The sequence below is a fragment of the Streptomyces sp. JLBT605 genome (genome assembly GCF_058215555.1).
The window spans coordinates 6,732,096-6,751,698 of sequence record NZ_CM177087.1 but is presented as its reverse complement, the minus strand read 5'-3'; the positions used below and the strand labels follow the sequence as shown (position 1 = coordinate 6,751,698).

Annotated in this window: 24 protein-coding genes and 2 pseudogenes; 5 read left to right on the top strand and 21 right to left on the bottom strand. The window is 74.1% G+C overall.

The features are described from left to right. Window positions 1-2: 2 nt before the first annotated feature. The 6 genes from AC4BDD_RS29325 to AC4BDD_RS29300 form a co-directional block, all read right to left on the bottom strand. A complete protein-coding gene (locus tag AC4BDD_RS29325) occupies window positions 3-1,562 on the bottom strand; it encodes a transglutaminase domain-containing protein (RefSeq protein WP_490688494.1) in 1,560 nt (519 codons plus the stop codon). Next, a complete protein-coding gene (locus tag AC4BDD_RS29320) occupies window positions 1,549-2,934 on the bottom strand; it encodes a DUF58 domain-containing protein (RefSeq protein ID WP_490688493.1) in 1,386 nt (461 codons plus the stop codon). Before AC4BDD_RS29320 ends, AC4BDD_RS29325 begins: the two co-directional genes overlap by 14 nt. Then, window positions 2,934-3,902, bottom strand: a complete 969-nt coding sequence (locus AC4BDD_RS29315) for an AAA family ATPase (protein ID WP_490688492.1) — start codon at window positions 3,900-3,902, stop codon at window positions 2,934-2,936. Before AC4BDD_RS29315 ends, AC4BDD_RS29320 begins: the two co-directional genes overlap by 1 nt. Before the next feature lie 222 nt (window positions 3,903-4,124). Further along, window positions 4,125-4,766 carry a class I SAM-dependent methyltransferase gene (locus AC4BDD_RS29310; protein WP_490688491.1) on the bottom strand — a complete coding sequence of 214 codons (642 nt, stop codon included), beginning with the start codon at window positions 4,764-4,766 and terminating at the stop codon, window positions 4,125-4,127. Window positions 4,767-4,837: 71 nt separating this feature from the next. Further along, complete coding sequence (locus AC4BDD_RS29305; RefSeq protein ID WP_490688490.1) at window positions 4,838-5,455, bottom strand: hypothetical protein; 618 nt, start codon at window positions 5,453-5,455, stop codon at window positions 4,838-4,840. A gap of 57 nt (window positions 5,456-5,512) precedes the next feature. After that, window positions 5,513-6,484 (bottom strand): ArsR/SmtB family transcription factor, encoded by a 972-nt coding sequence (locus AC4BDD_RS29300; RefSeq protein ID WP_490688489.1) that lies wholly within the window; start codon window positions 6,482-6,484, stop codon window positions 5,513-5,515. Between the two features lie 159 nt (window positions 6,485-6,643). Between AC4BDD_RS29300 and AC4BDD_RS29295 the strand changes: the two genes are divergently transcribed. After that, a complete protein-coding gene (locus tag AC4BDD_RS29295; RefSeq protein ID WP_490688488.1) occupies window positions 6,644-7,390 on the top strand; it encodes a tyrosine-protein phosphatase in 747 nt (248 codons plus the stop codon). A 78-nt stretch (window positions 7,391-7,468) separates the two neighbouring features. Here the strand turns inward: AC4BDD_RS29295 and AC4BDD_RS29290 are convergent, their stop codons facing one another. The 13 genes and pseudogenes from AC4BDD_RS29290 to gvpO form a co-directional block, all read right to left on the bottom strand. After that, window positions 7,469-9,190: a hypothetical protein gene (locus AC4BDD_RS29290; RefSeq protein ID WP_490688487.1), complete on the bottom strand. Its 1,722-nt coding sequence runs from the start codon at window positions 9,188-9,190 to the stop codon at window positions 7,469-7,471. Next, window positions 9,187-9,888 (bottom strand): ABC transporter ATP-binding protein, encoded by a 702-nt coding sequence (locus tag AC4BDD_RS29285; protein ID WP_490688486.1) that lies wholly within the window; start codon window positions 9,886-9,888, stop codon window positions 9,187-9,189. The genes AC4BDD_RS29290 and AC4BDD_RS29285 overlap by 4 nt, the downstream gene beginning before the upstream one ends. Window positions 9,889-10,047: 159 nt before the next feature. Continuing rightward, window positions 10,048-10,251, bottom strand: coding sequence for a cupin domain-containing protein (locus tag AC4BDD_RS29280; RefSeq protein WP_490688485.1), 204 nt, complete (start codon window positions 10,249-10,251; stop codon window positions 10,048-10,050). A 58-nt stretch (window positions 10,252-10,309) separates the two neighbouring features. Continuing rightward, a complete protein-coding gene (locus AC4BDD_RS29275) occupies window positions 10,310-10,798 on the bottom strand; it encodes a gas vesicle protein K (RefSeq protein ID WP_490688484.1) in 489 nt (162 codons plus the stop codon). Further along, window positions 10,795-11,034: a gas vesicle protein gene (locus AC4BDD_RS29270; RefSeq protein ID WP_490688483.1), complete on the bottom strand. Its 240-nt coding sequence runs from the start codon at window positions 11,032-11,034 to the stop codon at window positions 10,795-10,797. Before AC4BDD_RS29270 ends, AC4BDD_RS29275 begins: the two co-directional genes overlap by 4 nt. After that, on the bottom strand, window positions 11,031-11,846 hold the full coding sequence (locus AC4BDD_RS29265) for a GvpL/GvpF family gas vesicle protein (protein ID WP_490688482.1): 816 nt from the start codon (window positions 11,844-11,846) through the stop codon (window positions 11,031-11,033). Before AC4BDD_RS29265 ends, AC4BDD_RS29270 begins: the two co-directional genes overlap by 4 nt. A 5-nt stretch (window positions 11,847-11,851) precedes the next feature. Beyond that, entirely contained in the window at window positions 11,852-12,325 is a 474-nt protein-coding gene (locus tag AC4BDD_RS29260; RefSeq protein ID WP_490688481.1) for a gas vesicle protein, read from the bottom strand. 45 nt (window positions 12,326-12,370) lie between these two features. Beyond that, window positions 12,371-13,546, bottom strand: coding sequence for an SRPBCC family protein (locus AC4BDD_RS29255; protein WP_490688480.1), 1,176 nt, complete (start codon window positions 13,544-13,546; stop codon window positions 12,371-12,373). Then, window positions 13,539-14,144 carry an ABC transporter substrate-binding protein gene (locus tag AC4BDD_RS29250; RefSeq protein WP_490688479.1) on the bottom strand — a complete coding sequence of 202 codons (606 nt, stop codon included), beginning with the start codon at window positions 14,142-14,144 and terminating at the stop codon, window positions 13,539-13,541. Before AC4BDD_RS29250 ends, AC4BDD_RS29255 begins: the two co-directional genes overlap by 8 nt. Window positions 14,145-14,158: 14 nt before the next feature. Next, window positions 14,159-14,452: a gas vesicle protein GvpG gene (locus tag AC4BDD_RS29245; protein WP_490688478.1), complete on the bottom strand. Its 294-nt coding sequence runs from the start codon at window positions 14,450-14,452 to the stop codon at window positions 14,159-14,161. Window positions 14,453-14,461: 9 nt separating this feature from the next. After that, window positions 14,462-15,202, bottom strand: coding sequence for a GvpL/GvpF family gas vesicle protein (locus tag AC4BDD_RS29240; RefSeq protein WP_490688477.1), 741 nt, complete (start codon window positions 15,200-15,202; stop codon window positions 14,462-14,464). 3 nt (window positions 15,203-15,205) lie between these two features. Further along, a pseudogene (locus AC4BDD_RS29235) lies at window positions 15,206-15,556 on the bottom strand (gas vesicle protein); the annotation flags it as partial. 1 nt (window position 15,557) lies between these two features. Next, a pseudogene (gvpO, locus tag AC4BDD_RS29230) lies at window positions 15,558-15,821 on the bottom strand (gas vesicle protein GvpO); the annotation flags it as partial. A 237-nt stretch (window positions 15,822-16,058) separates the two neighbouring features. Here gvpO and AC4BDD_RS29225 point away from each other — a divergent pair. Continuing rightward, window positions 16,059-17,093 carry a phospholipase A2 gene (locus AC4BDD_RS29225; RefSeq protein WP_490688476.1) on the top strand — a complete coding sequence of 345 codons (1,035 nt, stop codon included), beginning with the start codon at window positions 16,059-16,061 and terminating at the stop codon, window positions 17,091-17,093. On the opposite strand, the gene AC4BDD_RS29220 is transcribed toward AC4BDD_RS29225, so the two are convergent. After that, complete coding sequence (locus AC4BDD_RS29220; protein ID WP_490688475.1) at window positions 16,991-17,533, bottom strand: hypothetical protein; 543 nt, start codon at window positions 17,531-17,533, stop codon at window positions 16,991-16,993. The genes AC4BDD_RS29225 and AC4BDD_RS29220 overlap by 103 nt on opposite strands. Before the next feature lie 6 nt (window positions 17,534-17,539). On the opposite strand from AC4BDD_RS29220, the gene AC4BDD_RS29215 reads away from it, so the two are divergent. The 3 genes from AC4BDD_RS29215 to AC4BDD_RS29205 all read left to right on the top strand — a co-directional run bounded on the left by AC4BDD_RS29215 (window position 17,540) and on the right by AC4BDD_RS29205 (window position 18,570). After that, window positions 17,540-17,851 carry a hypothetical protein gene (locus AC4BDD_RS29215; protein WP_490688474.1) on the top strand — a complete coding sequence of 104 codons (312 nt, stop codon included), beginning with the start codon at window positions 17,540-17,542 and terminating at the stop codon, window positions 17,849-17,851. 17 nt (window positions 17,852-17,868) lie between these two features. Then, window positions 17,869-18,234, top strand: a complete 366-nt coding sequence (locus tag AC4BDD_RS29210; protein WP_490688473.1) for a hypothetical protein — start codon at window positions 17,869-17,871, stop codon at window positions 18,232-18,234. Between the two features lie 66 nt (window positions 18,235-18,300). Beyond that, a complete protein-coding gene (locus AC4BDD_RS29205; protein WP_490688472.1) occupies window positions 18,301-18,570 on the top strand; it encodes a hypothetical protein in 270 nt (89 codons plus the stop codon). A gap of 97 nt (window positions 18,571-18,667) precedes the next feature. On the opposite strand, the gene AC4BDD_RS29200 is transcribed toward AC4BDD_RS29205, so the two are convergent. Then, window positions 18,668-19,600 carry an NADP-dependent oxidoreductase gene (locus AC4BDD_RS29200; protein ID WP_490688471.1) on the bottom strand — a complete coding sequence of 311 codons (933 nt, stop codon included), beginning with the start codon at window positions 19,598-19,600 and terminating at the stop codon, window positions 18,668-18,670. Between the last annotated feature and the right edge of the window lie 3 nt (window positions 19,601-19,603).

Below are 19,603 nucleotides of genomic sequence, written 5' to 3'. Positions count from 1 at the left end.
TCTCACCGACGGGCCCCGGAGCGCAGCCACCGACGGGCGCCGGGGCGCAGCACCGCCGCGACCCGGGCACGGCGGCGGCGGGCGCGCAGCACACGGCGGCAGTGGGCCGCCAGCCGGACGGCGCGCCGGGCGTCATCGTCATCCACCTCGTCGTAGAGCGCGCGTTCGGTCAGCCGGGCGAGGGCACGCGCCGGAGCGAGGCCGGTGGCCTGTGCGGTCTGACGGGCCGTCCAGCCGGCCGGCCGGGGTCGCCCGGACTCGGCGGCGCGGACGACGTCCTGCCAGGCGGCGAGGACGCGCTGGTCCGCGGGGGCACGCCGGCCGCCGCGGGGGCGCCGGCGGACGGCCCGGAGCACGCCCGCGAGCACCGGCCACAGCGCCAGCGCGCCGAGGAGGATCAGCAGGCGGACGTGGAGCGGGAGTCGGGGCAGGGAGCCGGCCGGGTGCGTCACGGAGGGCTGGGGCGGGTGCGCGGTGGCGGCTCCGGATCCAGGCTCGGGCGCGGTGGGCAGACGCCCGGCCGGTCCCGGCAGCGGCAGGTAGTCCGTCCAGCCGAGCCCGGTGAACCGCACCTGCGGCCAGGCCAGCGCGTCCTTCCCGGTGACCCTCAGCACGCCCCGGGCCGGGGCATGCCGGGGCCGGTACCCCGCCACCACCCTGCTGGAGGCGCCCAGCATGCGGGCGGTCAGGGCGAAGGCGGTCGCGTACTGGGCGCTGTCGCCCTGATGGCTGGTCAGCAGCCTTCTCAGGGCGGCGCAGTCGGTACCGGCACCGGCACCGGCCGATGGGCGGTACCGGTACGGGGGTGAGGCGAGCTTGGTGCGCAGCCGCTCCAGCCGGTCCCCGGGAGCGGGGCCGGCACGCAGCGCGTCCCTGCGCAGGCCCTCCAGCGCGCGGGCGGCGCAGCGGGGTACGCGGCCGGCGGCGGGTACCGGTGCCGCGGCTCGGCGTTGCGCGCGGGACGGCGGAAGACGGACGGGGGCGGTCAGCTCGTACCGCGTGACCGCCGAGGGCGCGTACAGCGCCTCGTGGCGAGGGTCCTCACGGAAGTCCTCGCGGAAGTCCTCGGCCGTGACCGCGCCCCAGGGGTGTGGCAACAGGTGCGCCGGGTGGGCCAGCGTCACGGTGACCGGGTCCTGCCCCGCCGCCGGCCCGCGCCGGGCGGCCGGGCGCAGCACCGGGCGGGCCGACCAGCCCTGGCCGCCGGAGAAGTCCTGATAGGCCAGCAGCGGCCAGAGCGGCGGCGGCCGGTTCCGCAGCCGGCCGGTCAAGGTCGCGCGGAAGAGCTCCGCGTCGCCCTGGGGTGCCGGGCGGGTGAGCCGGTGGAGGGGGTCCTGCTCGGTGGGCGCCGGGGACGACGGGGCCGGGCCGGGGCGTTGGGGTGCCCGAGACGGTAGCGGGAGCAGCGCCGCGGCGGCACCGGCCAGCACGACGGTCACCACGACCACGGCGGTCGGCCCGCGCCGGTGTCGTCGCGGGGCGCGGCGGCCGGTGAGCAGCAGCACCGCCATCAGGCAGGCCGCGGCGACCGCGGCCGCCCCGGACGCCTCAGGCCCGCTCATGGGCCAGGGAGAGCATCAGGGGGGGCAGCTCCGCCGCCCGGCTCACCTGGCCGTACCGCACCCGCCCGGCGTGCCGGAACGCCCCGGTGGCGGCCTCTGCGGCTCGGACCACCACCACCCAGCGGAAGCGGTTGGCCAGCAGCGCCAGGGCGGGCTCGGCGGCGCTCAGGTCGCGGGTGGTGCACACCGCCGCCAGCGCGGCGCGCGGCCCGGTGGCCAGGGCCCGGGCGGCCTCAGGCAGGGCCATGGCGGGCGTACGCCCCGCTCCGGAGCCGGGCGGGGGCGCCACCGCGGCAAGCTCGTCGAGCACCATCCGGCGCCCCGCCGCCCCGGGCGGGCAGCCGAGCGGCCCGCCGGTCAGCGCGGAGTGCCACAGCGCGACCGGCGAGCCGGCACGCAACGCGGCGACCGCCAGGCTCGCCGCGCAGTCGACCGCCGCCTCCAGCCGGTCCTGGTCCCCTCGGGTCCGCGCGGGGGCCAGGTCCAGCAGTACCGCGGCGCCTCCACCGGTGGCCGAAGGGCTCTGCCGGATCTGGAGGGTGCCGGTGCGCAGCGAGGCCGGCCAGTGCACCCGGCGCAGGTCCTCGCCCGGCTGACGGGGGCGCAGCGAATGGAACTCGAAGACGTCCTCCGGGTCGGCGCGGCGGGTGGTACCGGAGAGCTCTCCCGCCACCTCGCGGGGCCAGGGCAGTTCCTCGACGACCGCGGGGTGGACCGTCAGCCGGGCGCCCGGGTCGGCGTGGGCCCGGGCGCGGGCCAGACCGGTGGGGTCCCGCCACTCCAGCGCGAGCGGGCCGGCTTCCCAGATGCCCCGGTGCAGCGGCGGTGACAGTGCCCGGCCCCCGGTGCCGGAGAGGTGGACCGTCCATTCCCGGGCCGTACCGTCCGCAGTGGCGCGCCAGCGTTCGCGGACGACCGTGGCGCCCGCCGCACGGGTGGCGCCCCGGACCACGTAGCCGATCTCGATCCGCTGTCCGCGGACCGCGGGGGACGGCGCGAGCCGTTGGCGCACGATGTCCAGCGGCGCGTGGCGGGGAGCGCCGAGCAGTGCCGCCGCGCAGGCGGCCAGGCCCGCCGCGCCGAGGCCGGCGAGCAGATGGTGGCGCAGGATCCAGGCGTCGGCCAGCGCGGTGGCGGACAGGCCCAGCAGCCACCGTCCGCGGGTGGTCGGCCGGACCGTGGTGCGCGCCGAGGCCCCGCCCCTCCGCTCGAACCGGCGCCTTCGCGCGGACCGGCCGCTCCCCGCCGGCCGTTGCCCTCGGGCGAACCGGCCGCTCCCCGCCGGCCGTTCCCTTCGCGCGGACCGGCCTCGGGCCGCGAGCCGCCCCGTCCACCGGCCCGGTTCCGCCGGCCGCCCCGTCGACCGGTCCATCACCGCACCGCCGTACGTTCGGGGACGCGCACCCGCCGGACCAGTTCGGCGACCACGTCGGCCGCTTCCCTCCCGGCCCCGGGCCGGACCACCATGCGGTGGGCGAGCACCGGCACCGCCAGTGCCTGCACGTCATCGGCCACCGGATAGCGGCGCCCGTCCAGCATGGCCCGTGCCCGCGCCGCGCGGACCAGCGCCGCGGTGGCCCGGACGCTCACCCCCCGGCTTGTGTCGGGGTGGCCGCGGGTGGCCCTGGCGAGCCGCACGGCGTAGGCGGTCAGCGGTGTGGGGGCGGGCACGGTGCCGAACGCGCGGAGCGCGGCGGTCAGTTCGCCGGGCGTCATCCGGGGGGTTACGTCGGCGGCTCTGCCGAAGCGGCCCTGGGCGATCGCGCACTCGGTCGCCTCGTCGGGGGTGTCGACCACCACGCGCATCAGGAAGCGGTCGAGCTGTGCCTCGGGGAGCGGGTAGGTGCCCTGGAGTTCGACCGGGTTCTGGGTGGCTGCCAGCAGGAACGGCTCGGGCAGCGGCCGGGTTTTGCCGTCCACCGTCACCTGGCGCTCCTCCATGGCCTCCAGCAGCGCCGACTGGGTCTTGGGCGACGCGCGGTTGATCTCGTCGGCCACCACGACGTTGGCGAAGATCGGACCTTTTTGGAACCGCAGCCGGCCGCTGACACCGTCGGGCACGGCGCCGCCGGTCACCTCGCCGGGCAGCAGGTCCGGGGTGAACTGGATCCGCCGGCAGGTGCCCGCCATCGCCCGCGCGAGTGCCTGGGCCAGGGTCGTCTTCCCGCTTCCGGGTAACCCCTCGATCAGTACGTGCCCCCCGGCCAACACGCAGATGACCGTCTGCTCCACCGTCTCCGGGCTGCCGGCGAACACCGCGCCGATCGGAGCGAGCAGCCGGTCACGCAGCCACTCGGCCCAGTCGCCGCTCCCCGCCCGGCCCACCTCCGTACCGCTCATCGGTACGCCCCCGCCCCCCGTACGGCCGGCTCGCCCACCGGCGCAAACCACCCTTGGCGCGGCACTCTAGACACCCCAGAGCGGTGACCGCAGCCCATCGGCCGAGGTGAGGCCGTGCTGTGACCTGGTCCCGCCCGCGTCGGAGCAGGGCGCGGTTTCCTGACGAGCCGTACCGTGCTCCGGGCCCGCCCGCACGCCCGCCGGACCGGGCATGCGGCGGCGTCAGGCGCGGCGGGCCAGCAGGTAGGCGCGGCGGGTCTCGGCCTCGTGGGCGTAGTGGGTGCGTTCCATGCGCATCTCGACGGCGAACCCGGCCTGTTCGAGCAGTCCGGCGATATGCGCCGTGTCGAGGAAGCGGAAGTCGACGTCCACCTCGTGTCCCCACCACTCGTCCAGGTGGCGGACCTCCTCGCCGATGTGGAAGGAGAGCAGAAGAACCCCGGAGGGGCGCAGTACCCGCCTCGCCTCCTGGAAAGCGCGGCGCAGATCAGCGGGGGCGAGGTGGATGATCGTGTAGAAGGCGACGGCGGAGCCGAATTCTCCGTCGGCGGCGGGGAGTTCCAGCAGGTCGCCCTCGCGGAACTCCACCCGCGCGAACCGGCGGCGGCCGGCTTCGATCATGCCGGGGGACAGATCGATCCCGACCGTACGCGCGCCCTGCTCGGCGAGCCAGGCGGCCACATGCCCGGGGCCGCAGCCAAGGTCGGCTGTCGCGGCGCCCGGTGCCGTCTGTTCCAGGAGACCGGCGAGGAGCGCCCGGTCGAGCGGCTTCCCGGCGAGCTCGTCGTGCAGCCGGACCGCGTACTCCTCGGCCACGGTGTCATAGCTGCGGCGTACCGACTCCTGATATGCGTGATCATCCATGCGGACCAGGATGCCACCGCGACCAGGGCGTCCCGCCTTCGGCGGCGGACCGACCCCGCTGCGGCGCTCGTTCAGTGGCCGTAGGGCGGCTCGAAGCAGCCGGTCTCCATGAACGGGCCGTTGGTCTTGACCTGGTAGTTGGTCTTCTGCACCCACGCCGTGACGCAGGCGTCGTCCCGGACGCGCAGGCCGACCCGGGCGCCCTCGGGGGTGACGTAGTGGTCGACGTCGTAGCGCGGGGTCATGCCCCGGACGGTGAGCGTGCCGCCGAGCCGCTCGCCCTGCGGCCCGGTCCGCTCCTCCTCGTATCCCAGCTTGAGCAGCGCGCCGCGCACACTCTCGGGGTCCCACTTCTTCTGTTCCCAGAGCCGCTTGAGCACCGGCTCGATGCGATCGGCTTCCTTCCGCGCGTCCTCCGCGGCGTCGGCGGACATCTCGCCGGAGCCGCGGTAGGCGTTGTTCTCGCCGTTGTGCGGGGCGCCGTCGATGACTCCGGGCTCGACGTAGGGGGAGGCGCCGGGGGAAGGGGAGCCGGCGGGAGGGGAGCTGGCACTCGGGCGCGGGCCGGGGGGAACGGCCGCCGCGTCCGTGCCGCGCTGTTCACCGCAGGCGGTCAGGGATATGACGGCGCCCAGGAGGAGAGCGGCCGCGGCGACATGTCCGCGGCGTCCGGGTTTCGAGTTCACCATGGGAGGGACTCTGCCACAGCCCGCCGCGGTGGGACGGGCGCGGTGGCAGGGGGGCTGTCAGACGCCTGCCGTGAGCAGGGACTCGGCGATCGCGGTACGGGCGTAGAGGACTGAGCGGCCCGCGCGGTGCGCGCTGACCATACCGGCGCCGCGCAGTGCGGTCAGGTGCTCGGAGACGCCGGCGGCGGACATGCCGATCCGGTCGGCCAGCTCGGTCGTGGAGGCGGGGGCCGCCAGCTCGGTCAGCAATCTGGTGCGCGACCGGCCCAGGACGGCGGCGATCGCGTCGGCGCGGGGCACCGCGCGGGATTCCCACAGGGTGCCGGTGCCCCGGGCCGGGTAGGCGAGCTGCGGCGGCTCCGGCGCCCGCGACCAGGTCAGCACGGACGTGGCGAACACCGAGGGCACCAGCAGCAGCCCGACTCCGGAGGTCTGGCGGGAGACGGCGCAGCATCGCCGGACCACCCGGAGGGTGTCGTCGCGCCAGCTCACCGAGGAGTGCAGGTCGTTGAAGAGGCGCCCGGTGCCGTGCTCGGCGACCTGCCGCGCGCGGTGGAAGACCTCGGCGTCCAGCACCGTGCGGATCTTCGCCCAGTAGGGCGCGAGGGCCAGCTCCCAGTACGCGGCGATCTCATCGGCGATCGGGCCCAACCGGGCCGGCGGGTCGGCGTGCAGCGCCTGGCGGCGGGGGCCGGCGCCGCCCAGGGTGTCGAGATCGGCCCGCACCTGGTCGGCCGGGGTGGCGCGGATCGCGGTGAGCTCCGCGTCGAGGGTCGGGGACGGCACGCGGGGGAAGGGGGTGAGGAAGTCGCAGACGTAGCCGCGCGCCGGGACCAGCTCGGCGAGCCAGCCGCGGTCCAGCCCGGCCGCCGCCACCCGGGGCCGTACCTGCTCGATCCACTCGCGGTGCACCGGGTGCGGCGAGCCGGAGGCGAGCAGTCCGTAGCTGGTGACCACCTCCCACATCGGGGAGATCGCGAAGCGGGTGTGCGCCAGATCGTCTGTGGAGAAGGTCAGTTCGGAGCCCACAACAGCACGCGCCCTTCCGCTGGATTCGGTGTGAGCCTAATCCATGGCCCTCGGTGTACGCAGGAGCGCAGGATGGCGATCATGTCCGCCGCCGTCGGTGGGCTGCCGGGATCGATTTCTCCGACCGGACGCCCGCGACCCGCTTGAGGAGTGCCACGCATGAACAGACACATCGCCTTCCGACGACTGCACAACTTCCGCGATCTGGGCGGCTACCGCACGGCGGACGACCAGGTCGTGCGGTGGGGGCGGCTGTACCGGTCCGACTCGCTGGGCAAGCTCCGGGACGGGGACTGGGAACGCTTCCTGGCCTTGCGCGTCGGGGCGGTCATCGACCTGCGCTACCCGTGGGAGATCGAGGCCAAGGGCCGTGTCCCCGAGCACCGCTCCTTCGCTTACCACAACCTCAGCATCGAGCACCGCCCCTACGACCAGGCGGCTCTCGGGGCCGACGTGGAGACCGGGCCGTTCCTCGCCGAGCGGTACATGGAGGTGGCGCACGACGGCGTCAAGGAGATCCGCAGGGCACTTGAGCTGATCGCCGCCGCCGGGAACGGGCCCATGGTGTTCCACTGCGCGTCCGGCAAGGACCGTACGGGGCTGCTGGCGGCCCTGGTCCTGGAGCTGCTGGGCGTGTCCGAGGCCGACATCGTCGAGGATTTCACGCTCACCGAGCTCGCCTCCGAGCGGCTGCTCGCCGACTGGCGGGCCGGCCATCCCGGCCAGGAGCCCAGCTGGCCGGGGTTCGGCCGGGCGCCCGCCGACGTCATGCGGCTGTTCCTCGCGGCGTTGAGCGAAGAGCACGGCTCGGTGCGCGGCTACGTGACCGGGCTGCTGGGCATCGGCGAGGACACCATCGCCGCACTGCGGCGGAACCTCCTCGAACCGGCCCCGGACGCCCCCTAGGGGGTCCGGGGCCGGGAATCGTCGCCCGTTTGACCCGCCGGATCGGGGTCATCCCGGCAAGGCGCTCGCCCTGGGCGGTCAGTTGTGGCGGACGAGCCGGTCCGCGGCGCGGGCCGCGCGCAGCAGTAGCCCGGCGGTGAGGGCGACGGTGACGGCGACGACCCGTACGGCCGTGCCCGCGCCGGCCCCGTGCGCCCCGACCGCGGGGGCGAGGGCGAAGGTCAGCGACCCGGCCGCGATCAGCGGTCCGGCCAGGTACCAGAAGGCGTAGAGCAGCGGGCCGGGGTCGCCGAGCGGGGTGGCGGCGCCGGTGAAGAGCAGCTCCGTGCGGGCCGGGCCGCGGCATGCCCCGTGGACCGCGGCGGCCGCGAGCGGCGGTGCGCACAGCGGCATCAGCAGCAGCGGCCAGAAGGCGCCCGCGACGGCGTACGGCACCGCGACCACCAGGGCCAGCAGCATGCCGACGACCGATGGCACGATGGCGTGCTGGAGCATCAGATGGCGCAGCCGTATCGGTGACCAGGCCGAGCGGCGTACGTCGTCGGTCTCCAGGCGCGCCGTCTCGGCGAGCGCCGCCACCCCCGCGTAGCCGAGCAGTACGGCCCCGGCCAGCAGGACCAGCCGTGCCCGGTCGTCGAGCGTGGCCGCCGCACCGGCCGCCGCGGACGCGCAGACCAGCCAGGCGAGCGCCTTGCCGATCTGGCCCGGCGCGCGCAGCAGCGCCAGCGCGTCCCGCCACAAAACTGCCGCCCGGCGGCCGCGTGGTGGCCGCAACCGGATGCGGCGCGCCGCCGTGCCACCGGTGGCCGCCACCAGCGCGAGCTTGGCCGCCCGTGGGTCCATGGTCCACAGGCCCGCGGTGACGGCGGAGACGGTCGAAGACCGGCGGCGCAGCTCGGTGGTGGACAGCAGTGCGGCGTCCCGGTGCGCCTGTGTGAGGGCGGCGGCGGTGGCGATGAGCAGCAGCGCCAGGGCGACCGGCCAGGCGGGGGCGCCGCCACCGCTTGCCTGGACCACGGGCTGGGCGGCCCAGCCCCAGGGGCCGGACCACAGCTCGCACTGCTCCGCCACGCCGCTTCGGTGGCCGAGGGCGGCCAGCACCGTCTGCGCGCCGAGCAGCAGGAGCGCCGCGACGACACCGGGTGTGCACCGCCGTATCCGTCCGGCCCAGCCGGGCCTGCGTTCCACGGCCATGGCGAGCGCGACGGCCAGCGATGGCAGGCACACGGCCGCGGGGAGCAGGGCGAGCAGCGCCGCGCCGAGTGTGGCGGTGCCGGTGATGTGCAGGAAGAGGGCGGTGACGACCGCCGGGACCAGGGCCACGAGCACGGCGAGTCCGGCCGAGAGCCACAGCCACGGCCGCAGCACCACGGCCCGGCGGACCGGTTGGGCCAGCACCCAGCCGACGGTCGGTCCGGGGACGACGACCGGGCCGCGCCACAGCGCGTCACGGGCGGCGAGCAGCGCGACGGCGCCGGTGAGCAGCGCGAAGGCGGCGGGGAGGGCGCGCCGGGCGGCGTCGCCCGGGCCGGTGTAGTCGGCGCCGAGCTCCACCTGCCGCAGGAAGTGGTAGACGGCACCGCAGCCGTAGCACCCGACGAGGAGCAGGACGCCGTAGACGGAGACGGCGAGGTCGCGGCCCTTGCGGCGGCGGTGGGCCCGCCGCTTGGCGCGCAGTCGGCGCAAGGTCTCCTGGGTGCGGTCGTCGTCCGCCTCCGACCAGGTGGCGCCGTCGGACTCCGACCAGGCCGCGCCGTCCGCTTCCGCCGGGTCGGCGACGTCGATCTCCGGCGCGGTCACGGGCGCGGCTCCAGCCGGGCGAGCACCTCTGCCGGGGTGCCCTCGGCGATCACCCGGCCGTCTTCCAGGGCCACCATGCGATCGGCGACCGCTTCGGCGAGCTCGGCCTGGTGGGTGGCGAGGAGCACCGCGACGCCGTCGGCCTTCTCGGCGGCGAGGAGTTCGGCGAGGCGGCCCCGGGCCGCCGGGTCCAGGCGCTGCTCCGGCTCGTCGAGGATGAGCAGGTCCCGGGGGCGGACGAGCGCGGCGGCCAGCAGCAGGGACTGCATCTGTCCGGAGGACAGTGATCCGGGCAGGGCCGCGGCATGGTCGGAGAGCCGCCGGTCGGCCAGTACGTGGTCGATCCAGGCGTCCGCGTCATCCACCGCGTGCGCCACGGCGACCAGTTCCAGATGGTCGCGGACGGTGAGGTCCGGATAGCAGGCGACCATGTCGCCGACGACGGCGACGCGGGCCCGGACCTCCGGGTCGTCCTCATCGACCTCGCGGCCGGCGAACAGCGCCTCGCCGGTGGTGGGGGTGGAGCGGCCGGCGGCGATGCGCAGCACAGTGGACTTCCCGGAGCCGTTGTGGCCGAAGAGTGCCGTGCAGGTGCCGGCGGGCACGTCCAGGTCAAGGGGATGCAGCGCCTGCCGCTCGCCGTACACCCGGCTGACCCCCCTCAGGCTCAGCAGTGCTCTCCCGTCGTCCCCAGCCATCCGCGCTCCGTGCCCTCGTGTTCGATGTCGCTTCCGAAACCGACCCTAACCGCCTCAACCGGCGACGCCCGCGCCGCCCCCACCAGCGGCTTCACCCTCAACTCGGCGACGGCGAGGCGAATCCCAGTGGTCACCCCCCGCGGGGCGCCTCAACTCGGCTCATCCCCCGGCGGCTTCCACGATGACCAAGGTGCCCTGGCTCCCCGCGCGGACCGCGTGCCGGGAGCCCGCCTCCACGAGGTACATCTCCCCCGGCCCTACCGTCACCTCGGCATCCTCCACGGTGAGTTCAAGCCGGCCGTCGAGGACGACCAGCAGCTCGGCCGTGCCGTGTACCTCCTCCTCACCCGGCATGGCGTCCATGCGCAGCACCTTGACGCGGGCCGTCCCCGCCATCTCGCGGCCGCCCCGGGTCGTGGGGCTACGAGCCGGCCGGTGGCGGGAGCAGCGGGCCGAGGGGGCCCAGGTCGAGATTGAGGTCGTCCAGGGTGAGGCCGTAGCGGTCGCAGAGGGCGCCCATCCGGTCGTGCAGGGTCATCAGCGTCAGGCCGAGCCGTTCTTCCTGCTCCTCGGTGAGGTCGCCCTGGTCGACCCGGTGCAGGGCCTGTCGTTCCATCAGCTGGCGCAGCAACTCCACGATGGTGAGGACGAGTTTCACCAGGTCCCGCTCCACGGTGTCCGGGTCGGTATGGAGGCGGTGGGCGGCCTGCTGTCCTCTGGTGGACGGGGGTGCGGGGATGTCCTCGGGGCGGGCGGGCAGCAGGGAGAAGGCGCGTGCCGCCGCCTCGGCCACTTCCCGCCCCCGGCCGGCCACGGTCGCCCGATCGTCGGCCGGGACGCGGTCGTCGGGCCGGGCGCGCTCGTCGGCCCGGGCGCGGTCGTCGGGAGGCCGGTCGGGCAGGGGTGTCATGGCGACGGCCGCTCTGCCGCGAAGGTCGCCGCCGGGAGGGCCGGCACCCACTGCCCGTCCGTCTGCTCGCTGATGGCGACGATCACCGCGCGCAGCGATATCCGGACCAGATCGATGTCGGCGATGGAGAGCACCAGGTCACCGGTGAGGACCACACCGCCGCTCAGCAGCCGGTCCAGCAGATCGATCAGGGCCACCTGCCGCTCGGCCAGGGGAGATTCCTCGTACGCGGTCACCGCTGCGGCGCTCCCTGCTGGGTGCCGGAGGCGGGGAGTACGGCGAAGGAGTACGGGGCCCAGGGGCCGGTGACGTCCACCCGCACGCCGGGAAGGTCGTCCGCGATGTGGCGCATCCGGCCCCGGAACTCCTCGGCGAGCCGGGCCGGGACGAGATACGCGTCGTTGACGACGTTCTCGCCCTCGGCGACGGCCAGCCCTCCTTGCTGGGGCCGGTGACGGGCACGCTCGACCGCCAGGTCACGGGCCTGGATCTCGATCCGGTGGGCGGCCTCCTGCGCGAACCGCCAGGCGTCCTCACGCGCCTGGTGCTGGTGTCGGCGGCGCCGCAGATAGGCCCGGCCGGGGTCCTGCTCGTCCGCCGGACCACTCACCGCCGACGGCGGGGGCTCGGCGGGGCGGGCGTCGGCGTACACCTTCACCCCCCACTCCACACTGTCGGAGAACCGGTCCAGCAGGGCGGTGAACGTCTCCTGCCGCTCGCTCAGCATCTCGCTGACCCTGGCGTCGTCGAGGTAGACGGTGGCCAGCCGCAGCGGCAGGACCGTGGTGTGCGCGGCCAGCGCCTCGATGACGGAGTGATGCGCCCGGGCGGTGGTCTCCAGCCAGTCGAGATTCTCCAGCCGGACCTTGAGAGCCGCTTCGGTGAAGTCCGCCCGCGGTACCGGGCTGACCGCCGCGGCCACCTCCGCGCCGGAGCGGACCAGTGACACCGGAGCGTTCGCGACCCCCCGCACACCGGCGAGCACCCGCTCGTCCAACCCGGCGGAGGGCCGTACCACGGCGTACGCGTACCTCAGTTCTGCGTCCATGGCCGTCAGCTCCGGTCCTCGTCGTCCGGGGGTTTCCGCCGCCGGCGCCGTGGCTCCGCGCCGGGCTCCCGCTCAGCGTCGCCGGAGGCGTGCGAGCGGCGGCGGCCGGTGGAGCCCTCGCCCTCCGGCAGTTCGGCCCGGGACTTCTCGACGCGCTCCCGGAGCGACCTGACCTCCTCGCGCAGCCGTGCGTTCTGCTCCTCCAGACTGTGCCGCCCATCGGCGCGCGAGGACAGCGCGGGGTCGTGCTCCCACCAGTCGATCCCGATCTCCTTCGCCTTGTCCACAGAGGCCACCAGCAGCCGGAGTTTGATGGTGAGCAACTCGATGTCGAGCAGGTTGATCCTGATGTCGCCGACGATGACGATGCCCTTGTCGAGCACCCGTTCAAGGATGTCGGCAAGGTTCGCGCCGGACTCCTGGCCGTAGGGCGAGAGAGTCCGCGACGGCGGAGGGCCGGTGAAGCCGGGCTCGGTCACGGCGTGTTCGACCTCGTTTCCCTTCAGCAGCTCAGCACGCCGGCGCTAGCCGCGGCGCGGGCGCTCCTCGTCCAGCGGTTCTTCCTCGTCCTCGTCCTCGGCGTAGCGTTCGTCAGCCTCTGCGCCGGGCTTCCCGTCCTCCCAGTCGTCCTCGTCGCCGTTCTCGTCTTCGTCCCCGTCCTCCCATTCGCCCTCGTCTTCCTCGGCGCGGTCCTCGTAGGACGGCTCCTCGTCTCCCCCGTCCTCGTCCTCTTCTTCCTCTTCCTCGTACTCCTCCTCGTCCTCCACGTCCCCCTCGTCCCCCTCGGTCTTCGGTTCCTCGTCTCCCCCGGCCCCGGCTTCCTCCGGTTCGCGGACCACTTCGCCGCCGCGGATCTCCCCGCGCCAGCCGCCGGTGGCCTCGCCACGCGTCATCACGAACGCGCGGAACAGCTTCAGATCGAGCCGGGTGCGGCGGCCCTGGGCCCGCAGGAGCGCTCCGGTCTTCTCGACCACTCCCTTGGGGAAGTACTCCATGACGAGCAGCACCTTGGTGAGGTTCTCCGCCAGCGGGTGGAAGGTGACGACGCCTTTGGTGGTGCCCTTGGGGCCTTCGGAGGTCCAGGCGATCCGCTCGTCGGGCACCTGCTCGGTGATGGTCCCCTGCCAGTGCCGGCTCGCCTTCGCGATCTTCACCTGCCACTGGGTGGTGGTGTCGTCCTCCTGCTCGACGCTGACCACTCCCTTGGCGAAGCGGCCGAACTCCTGGAACTGGGTCCACTGGTTGTACGCCTCCCGCACCGGGACGCCGATGTCGATGTCCTCGATCACGGTCACCCCCTTGCCGGCGGCGGGGCCCGGCCCGGGCTTCTCGTGCGACGTGCCGTGCGTCTTCCCGGCGACGTCCTTCGCCTTCTCCAGCAGGGTGTCCTTGGCGTGCGCCGCCGTCGTGGTCAGCGCCAAGGCGGCGCCCGACGGCACCCGCTCGCCGAGCTTCTTTCCGCCCTTGCCCACCGCGGAGACGAGCCCGTGCGGACTGACGTGCGCTTCGCCCAGCCGGCTCGCCGCCTCGCCCAGCCGGTGGCCCATCTGGTTCAGCATGATGTCGAGCCGCGTCTGGATGTAGCTCTCCACCTCCTCCACCAGCCGGTCGGCGCCGGGATTCTGATCACGCAACCTGCTCAGGGTGCCGGTGCCCGTACCCTGCGCCGAGCCACCCTCTGCCGTCCTGCCCTCAGCCATCGTCCGACCTCCTCGGCTTGGTGCCACTGCCCGAGGAGCGCCGCTCCCGGCCGGCGGACGTCGTGTCCTTGCCCTCGCCGGAGTCCTGCCGGGCCCTGCCGGAGGTCTGCTTCCCCTTCCCGGAGGTGCCCTTGTGCTCGGCGGTGCCCTTGTCCTTGGAGGTGCCCTTGGGTGACTCGTCCTGCCGGCGTGCGGCGGCGCGCCCGCCGTCGCCCTTCTCCCTGCCTGCCGTATCCGCCTCGCCCCCCTTGCGTGCCTTGCCTCCCTCGCTCTCCTCGCTCTCCTTGCCCGACTCCTCGTGCGTGCCTGCCTTCTCCCGCAGTCCGGCGGTGCGTTCGTGCAGTGTGTCGGCCAGGCTGCCGGCCTTGGCGGTCAGCACGGACGTCGCCGCGGCCTTGCCCGCGTCCGTCAGCTCGGTACGCACCTGCTGGTTGAGGCTTTTCAGAAAGGGGGACCGGGCGACGGCCCCGCCGATCTGGCCCGGCTTCATCCTCGATCCGGCCAGCAGCATGCCGAGCCCGACAGCAACCTTCGCCTTCTTGGTGCGGCCCAGCACATAGCCGCCGAGGACAGCGGTGCCAAGCTTGGCGTTGTCCATGACACTCTTCCTCCTCACCCACCCGTCGGCCCCTGGCCCACCTGCGGGCCGCCCTCCGGGGCTCCTCGCCGGAGCTGATAGGCCCTGATCTCCTCCAGCCGGCGCATCAGCGCTTCCTCACGCCGCCGGAACTCCTCTTCCTCGATCTCCCCTTCGGTCCGGGACCTCTCCAGCCCCGCCAGCTCCTCCTGCACGGGCGCGGGGTCGTAGTACTCGCTCTCCGCGGCCCGGATCACCTTGTCGAGAACCCAGCCGATGCCCCGCATGGGGGCGATCGGCGCCGTCAGGATCGCGGTCACCAGTCCCACCGCGCGGCCTCATCCCTGGACGCCCGGCTGGGGTGGTCCGACGAAGCTGTACGGGGGCAGCGGGCCGCGGACCCTGACCTCGACCGCCTCGCCGTACCGCTCGGCCAGCTCCCGGCACACCCCGGCGAACTCCTCCGAACGCCCCTCGTCCACCAGGAAGGAGACGTTCAGGGCGTACTGCGGGGAGGGCGGGGAGAGCTGCTCGGCGTAGGCCAGCGGGCGCAGGGCCGTCAGGGCCTCGGCGGCCAGGGCCTCCTGCCTGGCACGCACCTCCTCTCTCACCAGTTGCCCGAGGGCGACCCGGTCGTCGTAGCTGCCGGAGCCGCCGCGGGTCGCCTCGTTCAGCTCGCGGACCCGCTCGGACTCGTCCAGGATCCGGCGCAGCAGGGCGTCCTCGTCGGGGACGGCCTTGACGTTGTACTCCACCCGCCCGGTGACCTCGTCCAAGCCCCGCGCGAAGTGTTCGGCCTGCTCGCGCAGGACGGCGCGTACGGCGTCCTCGTCCTGCGCCACGAAACCGAAGCTCAACGGCAGAGTGGCGCCGTCCGCCCAGAGCCGCTCCTGCACCTCGTGGTGCGCCTGGAGGTCCCGGCGGCCGACCGACAGGTCCTCCGGCGTCTCGCTCACCACGGCGCACAGCGAATCGCCGCGCACCGTACGCAGCTCGGCGGGCGCCTCTCCGACGCCGGTGAGGGCGTCCAGACGCAGGGGATGCGATGTCTTGGTGATGGCGTAGACGTACAAGGACATCGCTCACTCCTCCCGGTCCTTGGAGCCACGGCGCTCCGACCGCCTGGCGTGTTCGGGCTCCTTCTCCCGGCGTCGCCCGCCGCTGTCCTCCGCCTCGCCGCGGTCACTCTCCGTGTCCTGGTGCCGGCCCTTCTGCAGCGACTCGGTGACGGCTTCGACCGCGCCGGTCAGCGCGCCCTTGCTCTTGGACTTGGCTCCTCCCTCGGAGGCGTCCTCGACGATGTCCGACAGCTGGGCGGGGGCCTTGCGGCCCGCCTACAGGTCCAGCCGGTTGCACGCTTCGGCGAAGCGCAGATAGGTGTCGACGCTGGCCACGACGACGCGGGCGTCGACCTTCACCAGCTCGATGCCCACCCTTGCCCACGGGATCCAGCACGACGTGGTAGCCGGCCATCACGCTGGTCGTCTCCGGGATGCGTTCCACCTCCACGACCTCGACCTCGGCCTCCCAGCCCTGGTCGGTCGGTTTGAGGGCGGAAACGGCCTCCGGGGGCCTGCCGAGCAGCTCGGTGAGCTGCTCCACCGCGCTGCGCAGCGCCTCGGTGGCCGGCACGCGGTCCTCCTCGGGCGCCTTCCTCGATGTCTTCGCCTTCTTCGGCTCACGCTCTTCCGTGATCATTCACCTTCTCGGTCTTTCCCTTCATCACCCCTCCTGCCCCATATGTCCGGAAGTCTCGATTTCAAGCCGTGTCCGGCTGGGATGTCGCCCGGGTCCATGGCTGCGTGGCGGACCCGCGTCCGCGGACAACGCCGATTGTCCGCCTCCTGATCAGGGGTTTCCTCGGTGCGGACAGCGGACATCCGGGCGTCGGCGAAGGGTGGTCCCACCGTTCTCGTCGGAATCGGGAGACCACTGGTGAAATCCTCCAGCGGCCGCCAGGACTCGCATGCGGGTCGTGGCGGCGTCACAAGAGCCCTGGCCACCAAGGGCAAGGCGTTCGCCCGCGCCCTGGGTCTGCTCCTGGTGGCCGCGCTCGCCATCGGCGGCCTGTCGTGGGCCGCGCACTCGGACCCCGGCCCCGGCGGGGAGCGGCCGGCGGCGGAGACCGCCCCACCGAGTGCTCCGGCGGCCGATCCGGGCCCCTCGGCCTCGCAACCACCGGCTGCCGGTCCGACCGAGTCACCGGCCGCGGACCCCCCGCCCGATTCCGCCGACTCCGCGGGCGCGGGGCGGCAGCGCGGCTGGGCGCAACCCGCTGTGGGCGATATCGCCGCATCGGCCAGGTCGGTGTACGCACTGACCAAGGACCGCTCCGCCGTCTACGAGTGGACCCTGGAGCGCGACTGGTCGAAGGTCGGCGGCCCGGCCGACGCCCTCTACGCCGGAGACGCCGGACTCTTCGCCACCAGCCCGGACGGCGGCAAGATCTTCGAGTACGGCGGGACGCCGCAGCAGTGGCACCAGGCCGGTGACTCCGGGTCGGACTTCGCCGTCAACGCAGGTGGCGAGGGATTCGGTGTCTCACCGGACGGGAAGAGGGTCTACCGGTGGACGTACCAGCAGGCCTCCGCCGCGGGCGACCTCGAGATGCGGTGGCGGGACACCGGCCCGCTGACCCCCGCCGGGGTGACGACGCGGGAGAAGCTGCGGCGGCTGGAGGAGCTGACCTCGCTCGGTGACCTGTCGCGGGGGGAGTTCTTCGCCGTGCGCGCGGCCCATCTGAGCGACGGGGCGGAAGACCGGTACGAGTTCAACTGGGAACACAACGGCTGCAGCAGCTTCCCGGAGAAGTACCTCGGCTTCGATTTCACCGCGGCGTGCATCCGGCACGACTTCGGATACCGCAACTACAAGAAGCTGCTGGGTGAGGAGAACTTCCGGCGCGGCGTTCCCGGCGACCCCGGCCCGCCGATCCGCCGCCATATCTCGCCTTCGCCGGTCCACTGGTAGACGGCGCTGTGGTCATGCGCCAGGCCGTAGACGTCCTCGGGACCGACGGCGAAGTCCGCCCCGCTGTTGCCGATACGGTCCCAGGAGCCGCCGTCGTACCGCAGGAGCTGCTTGCCGGAGGGGTCGGTGGCGAAGAGTCCGGCGCCACCGGCGTAGAGCTTCCGGCAAGGGCCGCCGATCGCCGACCACCTCCCGGGGCTGCCGTCGTAGCGCATGACGGCCTGACGGCTGGGGGTGAGCCCGTACAGCGTGCGGCCCGAGATGGCGAACTCGGCCCCGGCGGTGCCGACCTGGGTCCATGTGCCGGAGTGCTCCTCGTAGCGGAAGATGCGTGCGTCGACGGGGTTGGCGGCGAAGACCCCGGCCTCCCCCGCGTAGACCTCCGCCGCTTCGGTGCCGATCTCGGCCCAGTCGGTGCCGTGGCCGGTCCAGCGCAGCACCTTGCTGTGGTCCAGGCTGACGGCGTAGAGCGGACCGTTCGGCCGGGCGCCGGGGGGCGTGGGGTCCGAACTGAGCCGTTCGCCACCAACCCCACCACCGGTGACCTCTACCGCTACACCGGCCGCCCGAACGCCTGGACCCGGGTCGGCGGGCCCGGCAGGAGCTTCGCCGTGGGCGGCGACCACCTCTACGGCATCGCCCGCGACGGCGGCGCCGTGTACCGGTGGACCGGCAGGGGGGCCGGCTGGACCCGCCGCCGGCCGGCGGGCGCCACCGCCCCCACCACTCGATCGAGTGAAGGCGCGCAGCGTAGTTGATTGACTACCCTGAGTTCATGAACGGCTGGGGTCGTACGGCTCAGCGGTCCGCGGTGCGGGCCGTCGCCTTTGCGTTGGTCTCCATGCTGTTCGCCCTCGGCGGCGCTCCGTACGCGGCCGAGAGGGTCGAGGGGTCGGCCGAGAGCGCCGCGATCACGGTGATCGACTCGTTCGCCGACGAGTGTGACGCCACCGCACCGGCGCAGCGGCGTCTGCCGCACCCCCGCCGGCGCGGCCGCCTGCCGGGCCGACCGGCCGGCTCATCGCCGCGCGCGCCGGGGGCCGCCCGCGGCCATGGCGCCGGCTCCCGGCGGTCCGTGCCGCAGCCCGAGCGGGCCGCGCTCGCCGCCGCCCGCGCGCGCCACACCGTCCTGCGCTGCTGAGGGGACCAGCGTTCCGCCACCGCGGGACCGCTTGCCACCCCCCGGCACGACAGCAGGAGAGAAGCCATGCCCATCGATCCCGCGCGCGCTCTGGACGCCTATGTGCGCGCCCACACCTATCTCGCCCACCGTCCACCGCTCGTTCCCGAGCCCGAGCCCGACGCCGATCCCGCGCCCCATCCCGATCGGGCTGAGCGCGCGGCCGATCCCACTCCCGCGGAAGCACCGCCGCAGGCCACGCTGAGCAAGGTGCCCGCCGCGAGGCGCCGATCCGGGCTCCTCGCCCGGCTGTTCCTCGGAGTCGGACGCCGGGACCCTGAGCCGGACACCCCCTAGGGGGCGTCCGATGGGTCGCCGCGACGCCGCGGAGACCCGTCGTACACCCCCTGGGTGCGCTGACGCCCTCCCGGCATGCCGGGAGGGCGTGGTGCCGCTACCGCGATGAAGCCACGTCCAGCACCAGCTTGCCGCGGGTCCGGCCTTCCTGGCCGCGGCGGATCGCGTCGGCGGCCTGGGAGAGCGGGAAGACCGCGTCGACCGGGACGGTCAGCTTCCCTGCGTCCGCCAGCGCGGCGAGCGCGGTCAGACCGGCGCTGTCCGGGCGCACCCACACCAGGTGGCCGCCCTTCTCGGTGACCTCGCCGTCGGCGATGGAGACCACTCGACCGCGGTCCTTGAGCAGCTCCTGCGAGACCGACACGACACCGCCGCCGACGAAGTCGAAGGCCACGTCGATCCCCTCGGGCGCCAGCGCCCGCACCCGCTCGCCGAGGCCGTCGCCGTAGACGACGGGCTCGGCGCCGAGGGAGCGCAGGAAGTCGTGGTTGCGCTCGCTGGCCGTGCCGATGACACGGGTGCCCTGGGCGACGAGGATCTGGACGGCGAGCGAGCCGACGCCACCGGCCGCGGCGTGCACCAGCGCCGTCTCGCCGGGCTTGGTGCCCACCCGCTGGATCGACTGATAAGCGGTCAGGCCGGCGAGCGGAAGGCCGGCCGCCTGCTCCCAGCTGAGCGCGGCGGGCTTGCGCGCCAGGGTCCGGACCGGCGCGGCGACCAGCTCGGCGTAGGTGCCGTGCTGGACGGCGTCCTTGCGGACATAGCCGATGACCTCGTCACCGACCTGGTACTCGGGGGTGTCCGCACCGACCGCCTCGACCACACCGGCCACGTCCCAGCCGGGGATGAACGGGGGGTGCGCGTCCATCATCGGGTCGAGATAGCCCGCGAGGATCTTCCAGTCGACGGGGTTGATCCCGGCCGCCTTGACCCGGACCAGGACCGAGTCCGGGGCCACCTTCGGGTCGGGCAGATCGGTGTATTCCAGGATCTCGGGGCCGCCGTAGCCCTTTGCGATGATTGCCTTCATGGC

Bases quoted from the DNA above. Each gene is read 5' to 3' on its own strand.
- AC4BDD_RS29285 (WP_490688486.1), bottom strand. From the start codon at position 9,888: ATGGCTGGGGACGACGGGAGAGCACTGCTGAGCCTGAGGGGGGTCAGC.
- AC4BDD_RS29315 (WP_490688492.1), bottom strand. From the start codon at position 3,902: ATGAGCGGTACGGAGGTGGGCCGGGCGGGGAGCGGCGACTGGGCCGAG.
- AC4BDD_RS29320 (WP_490688493.1), bottom strand. From the start codon at position 2,934: ATGGACCGGTCGACGGGGCGGCCGGCGGAACCGGGCCGGTGGACGGGG.
- AC4BDD_RS29240 (WP_490688477.1), bottom strand. From the start codon at position 15,202: ATGTCCTTGTACGTCTACGCCATCACCAAGACATCGCATCCCCTGCGT.
- AC4BDD_RS29205 (WP_490688472.1), top strand. From the start codon at position 18,301: ATGCCCATCGATCCCGCGCGCGCTCTGGACGCCTATGTGCGCGCCCAC.
- AC4BDD_RS29325 (WP_490688494.1), bottom strand. From the start codon at position 1,562: ATGAGCGGGCCTGAGGCGTCCGGGGCGGCCGCGGTCGCCGCGGCCTGC.
- AC4BDD_RS29210 (WP_490688473.1), top strand. From the start codon at position 17,869: ATGAACGGCTGGGGTCGTACGGCTCAGCGGTCCGCGGTGCGGGCCGTC.
- AC4BDD_RS29200 (WP_490688471.1), bottom strand. From the start codon at position 19,600: ATGAAGGCAATCATCGCAAAGGGCTACGGCGGCCCCGAGATCCTGGAA.
- AC4BDD_RS29275 (WP_490688484.1), bottom strand. From the start codon at position 10,798: ATGACACCCCTGCCCGACCGGCCTCCCGACGACCGCGCCCGGGCCGAC.
- AC4BDD_RS29250 (WP_490688479.1), bottom strand. From the start codon at position 14,144: ATGGACAACGCCAAGCTTGGCACCGCTGTCCTCGGCGGCTATGTGCTG.
- AC4BDD_RS29265 (WP_490688482.1), bottom strand. From the start codon at position 11,846: ATGGACGCAGAACTGAGGTACGCGTACGCCGTGGTACGGCCCTCCGCC.
- AC4BDD_RS29280 (WP_490688485.1), bottom strand. From the start codon at position 10,251: ATGGACGCCATGCCGGGTGAGGAGGAGGTACACGGCACGGCCGAGCTG.
- AC4BDD_RS29305 (WP_490688490.1), bottom strand. From the start codon at position 5,455: ATGGTGAACTCGAAACCCGGACGCCGCGGACATGTCGCCGCGGCCGCT.
- AC4BDD_RS29310 (WP_490688491.1), bottom strand. From the start codon at position 4,766: ATGGATGATCACGCATATCAGGAGTCGGTACGCCGCAGCTATGACACC.
- AC4BDD_RS29255 (WP_490688480.1), bottom strand. From the start codon at position 13,546: ATGGCTGAGGGCAGGACGGCAGAGGGTGGCTCGGCGCAGGGTACGGGC.
- AC4BDD_RS29295 (WP_490688488.1), top strand. From the start codon at position 6,644: ATGAACAGACACATCGCCTTCCGACGACTGCACAACTTCCGCGATCTG.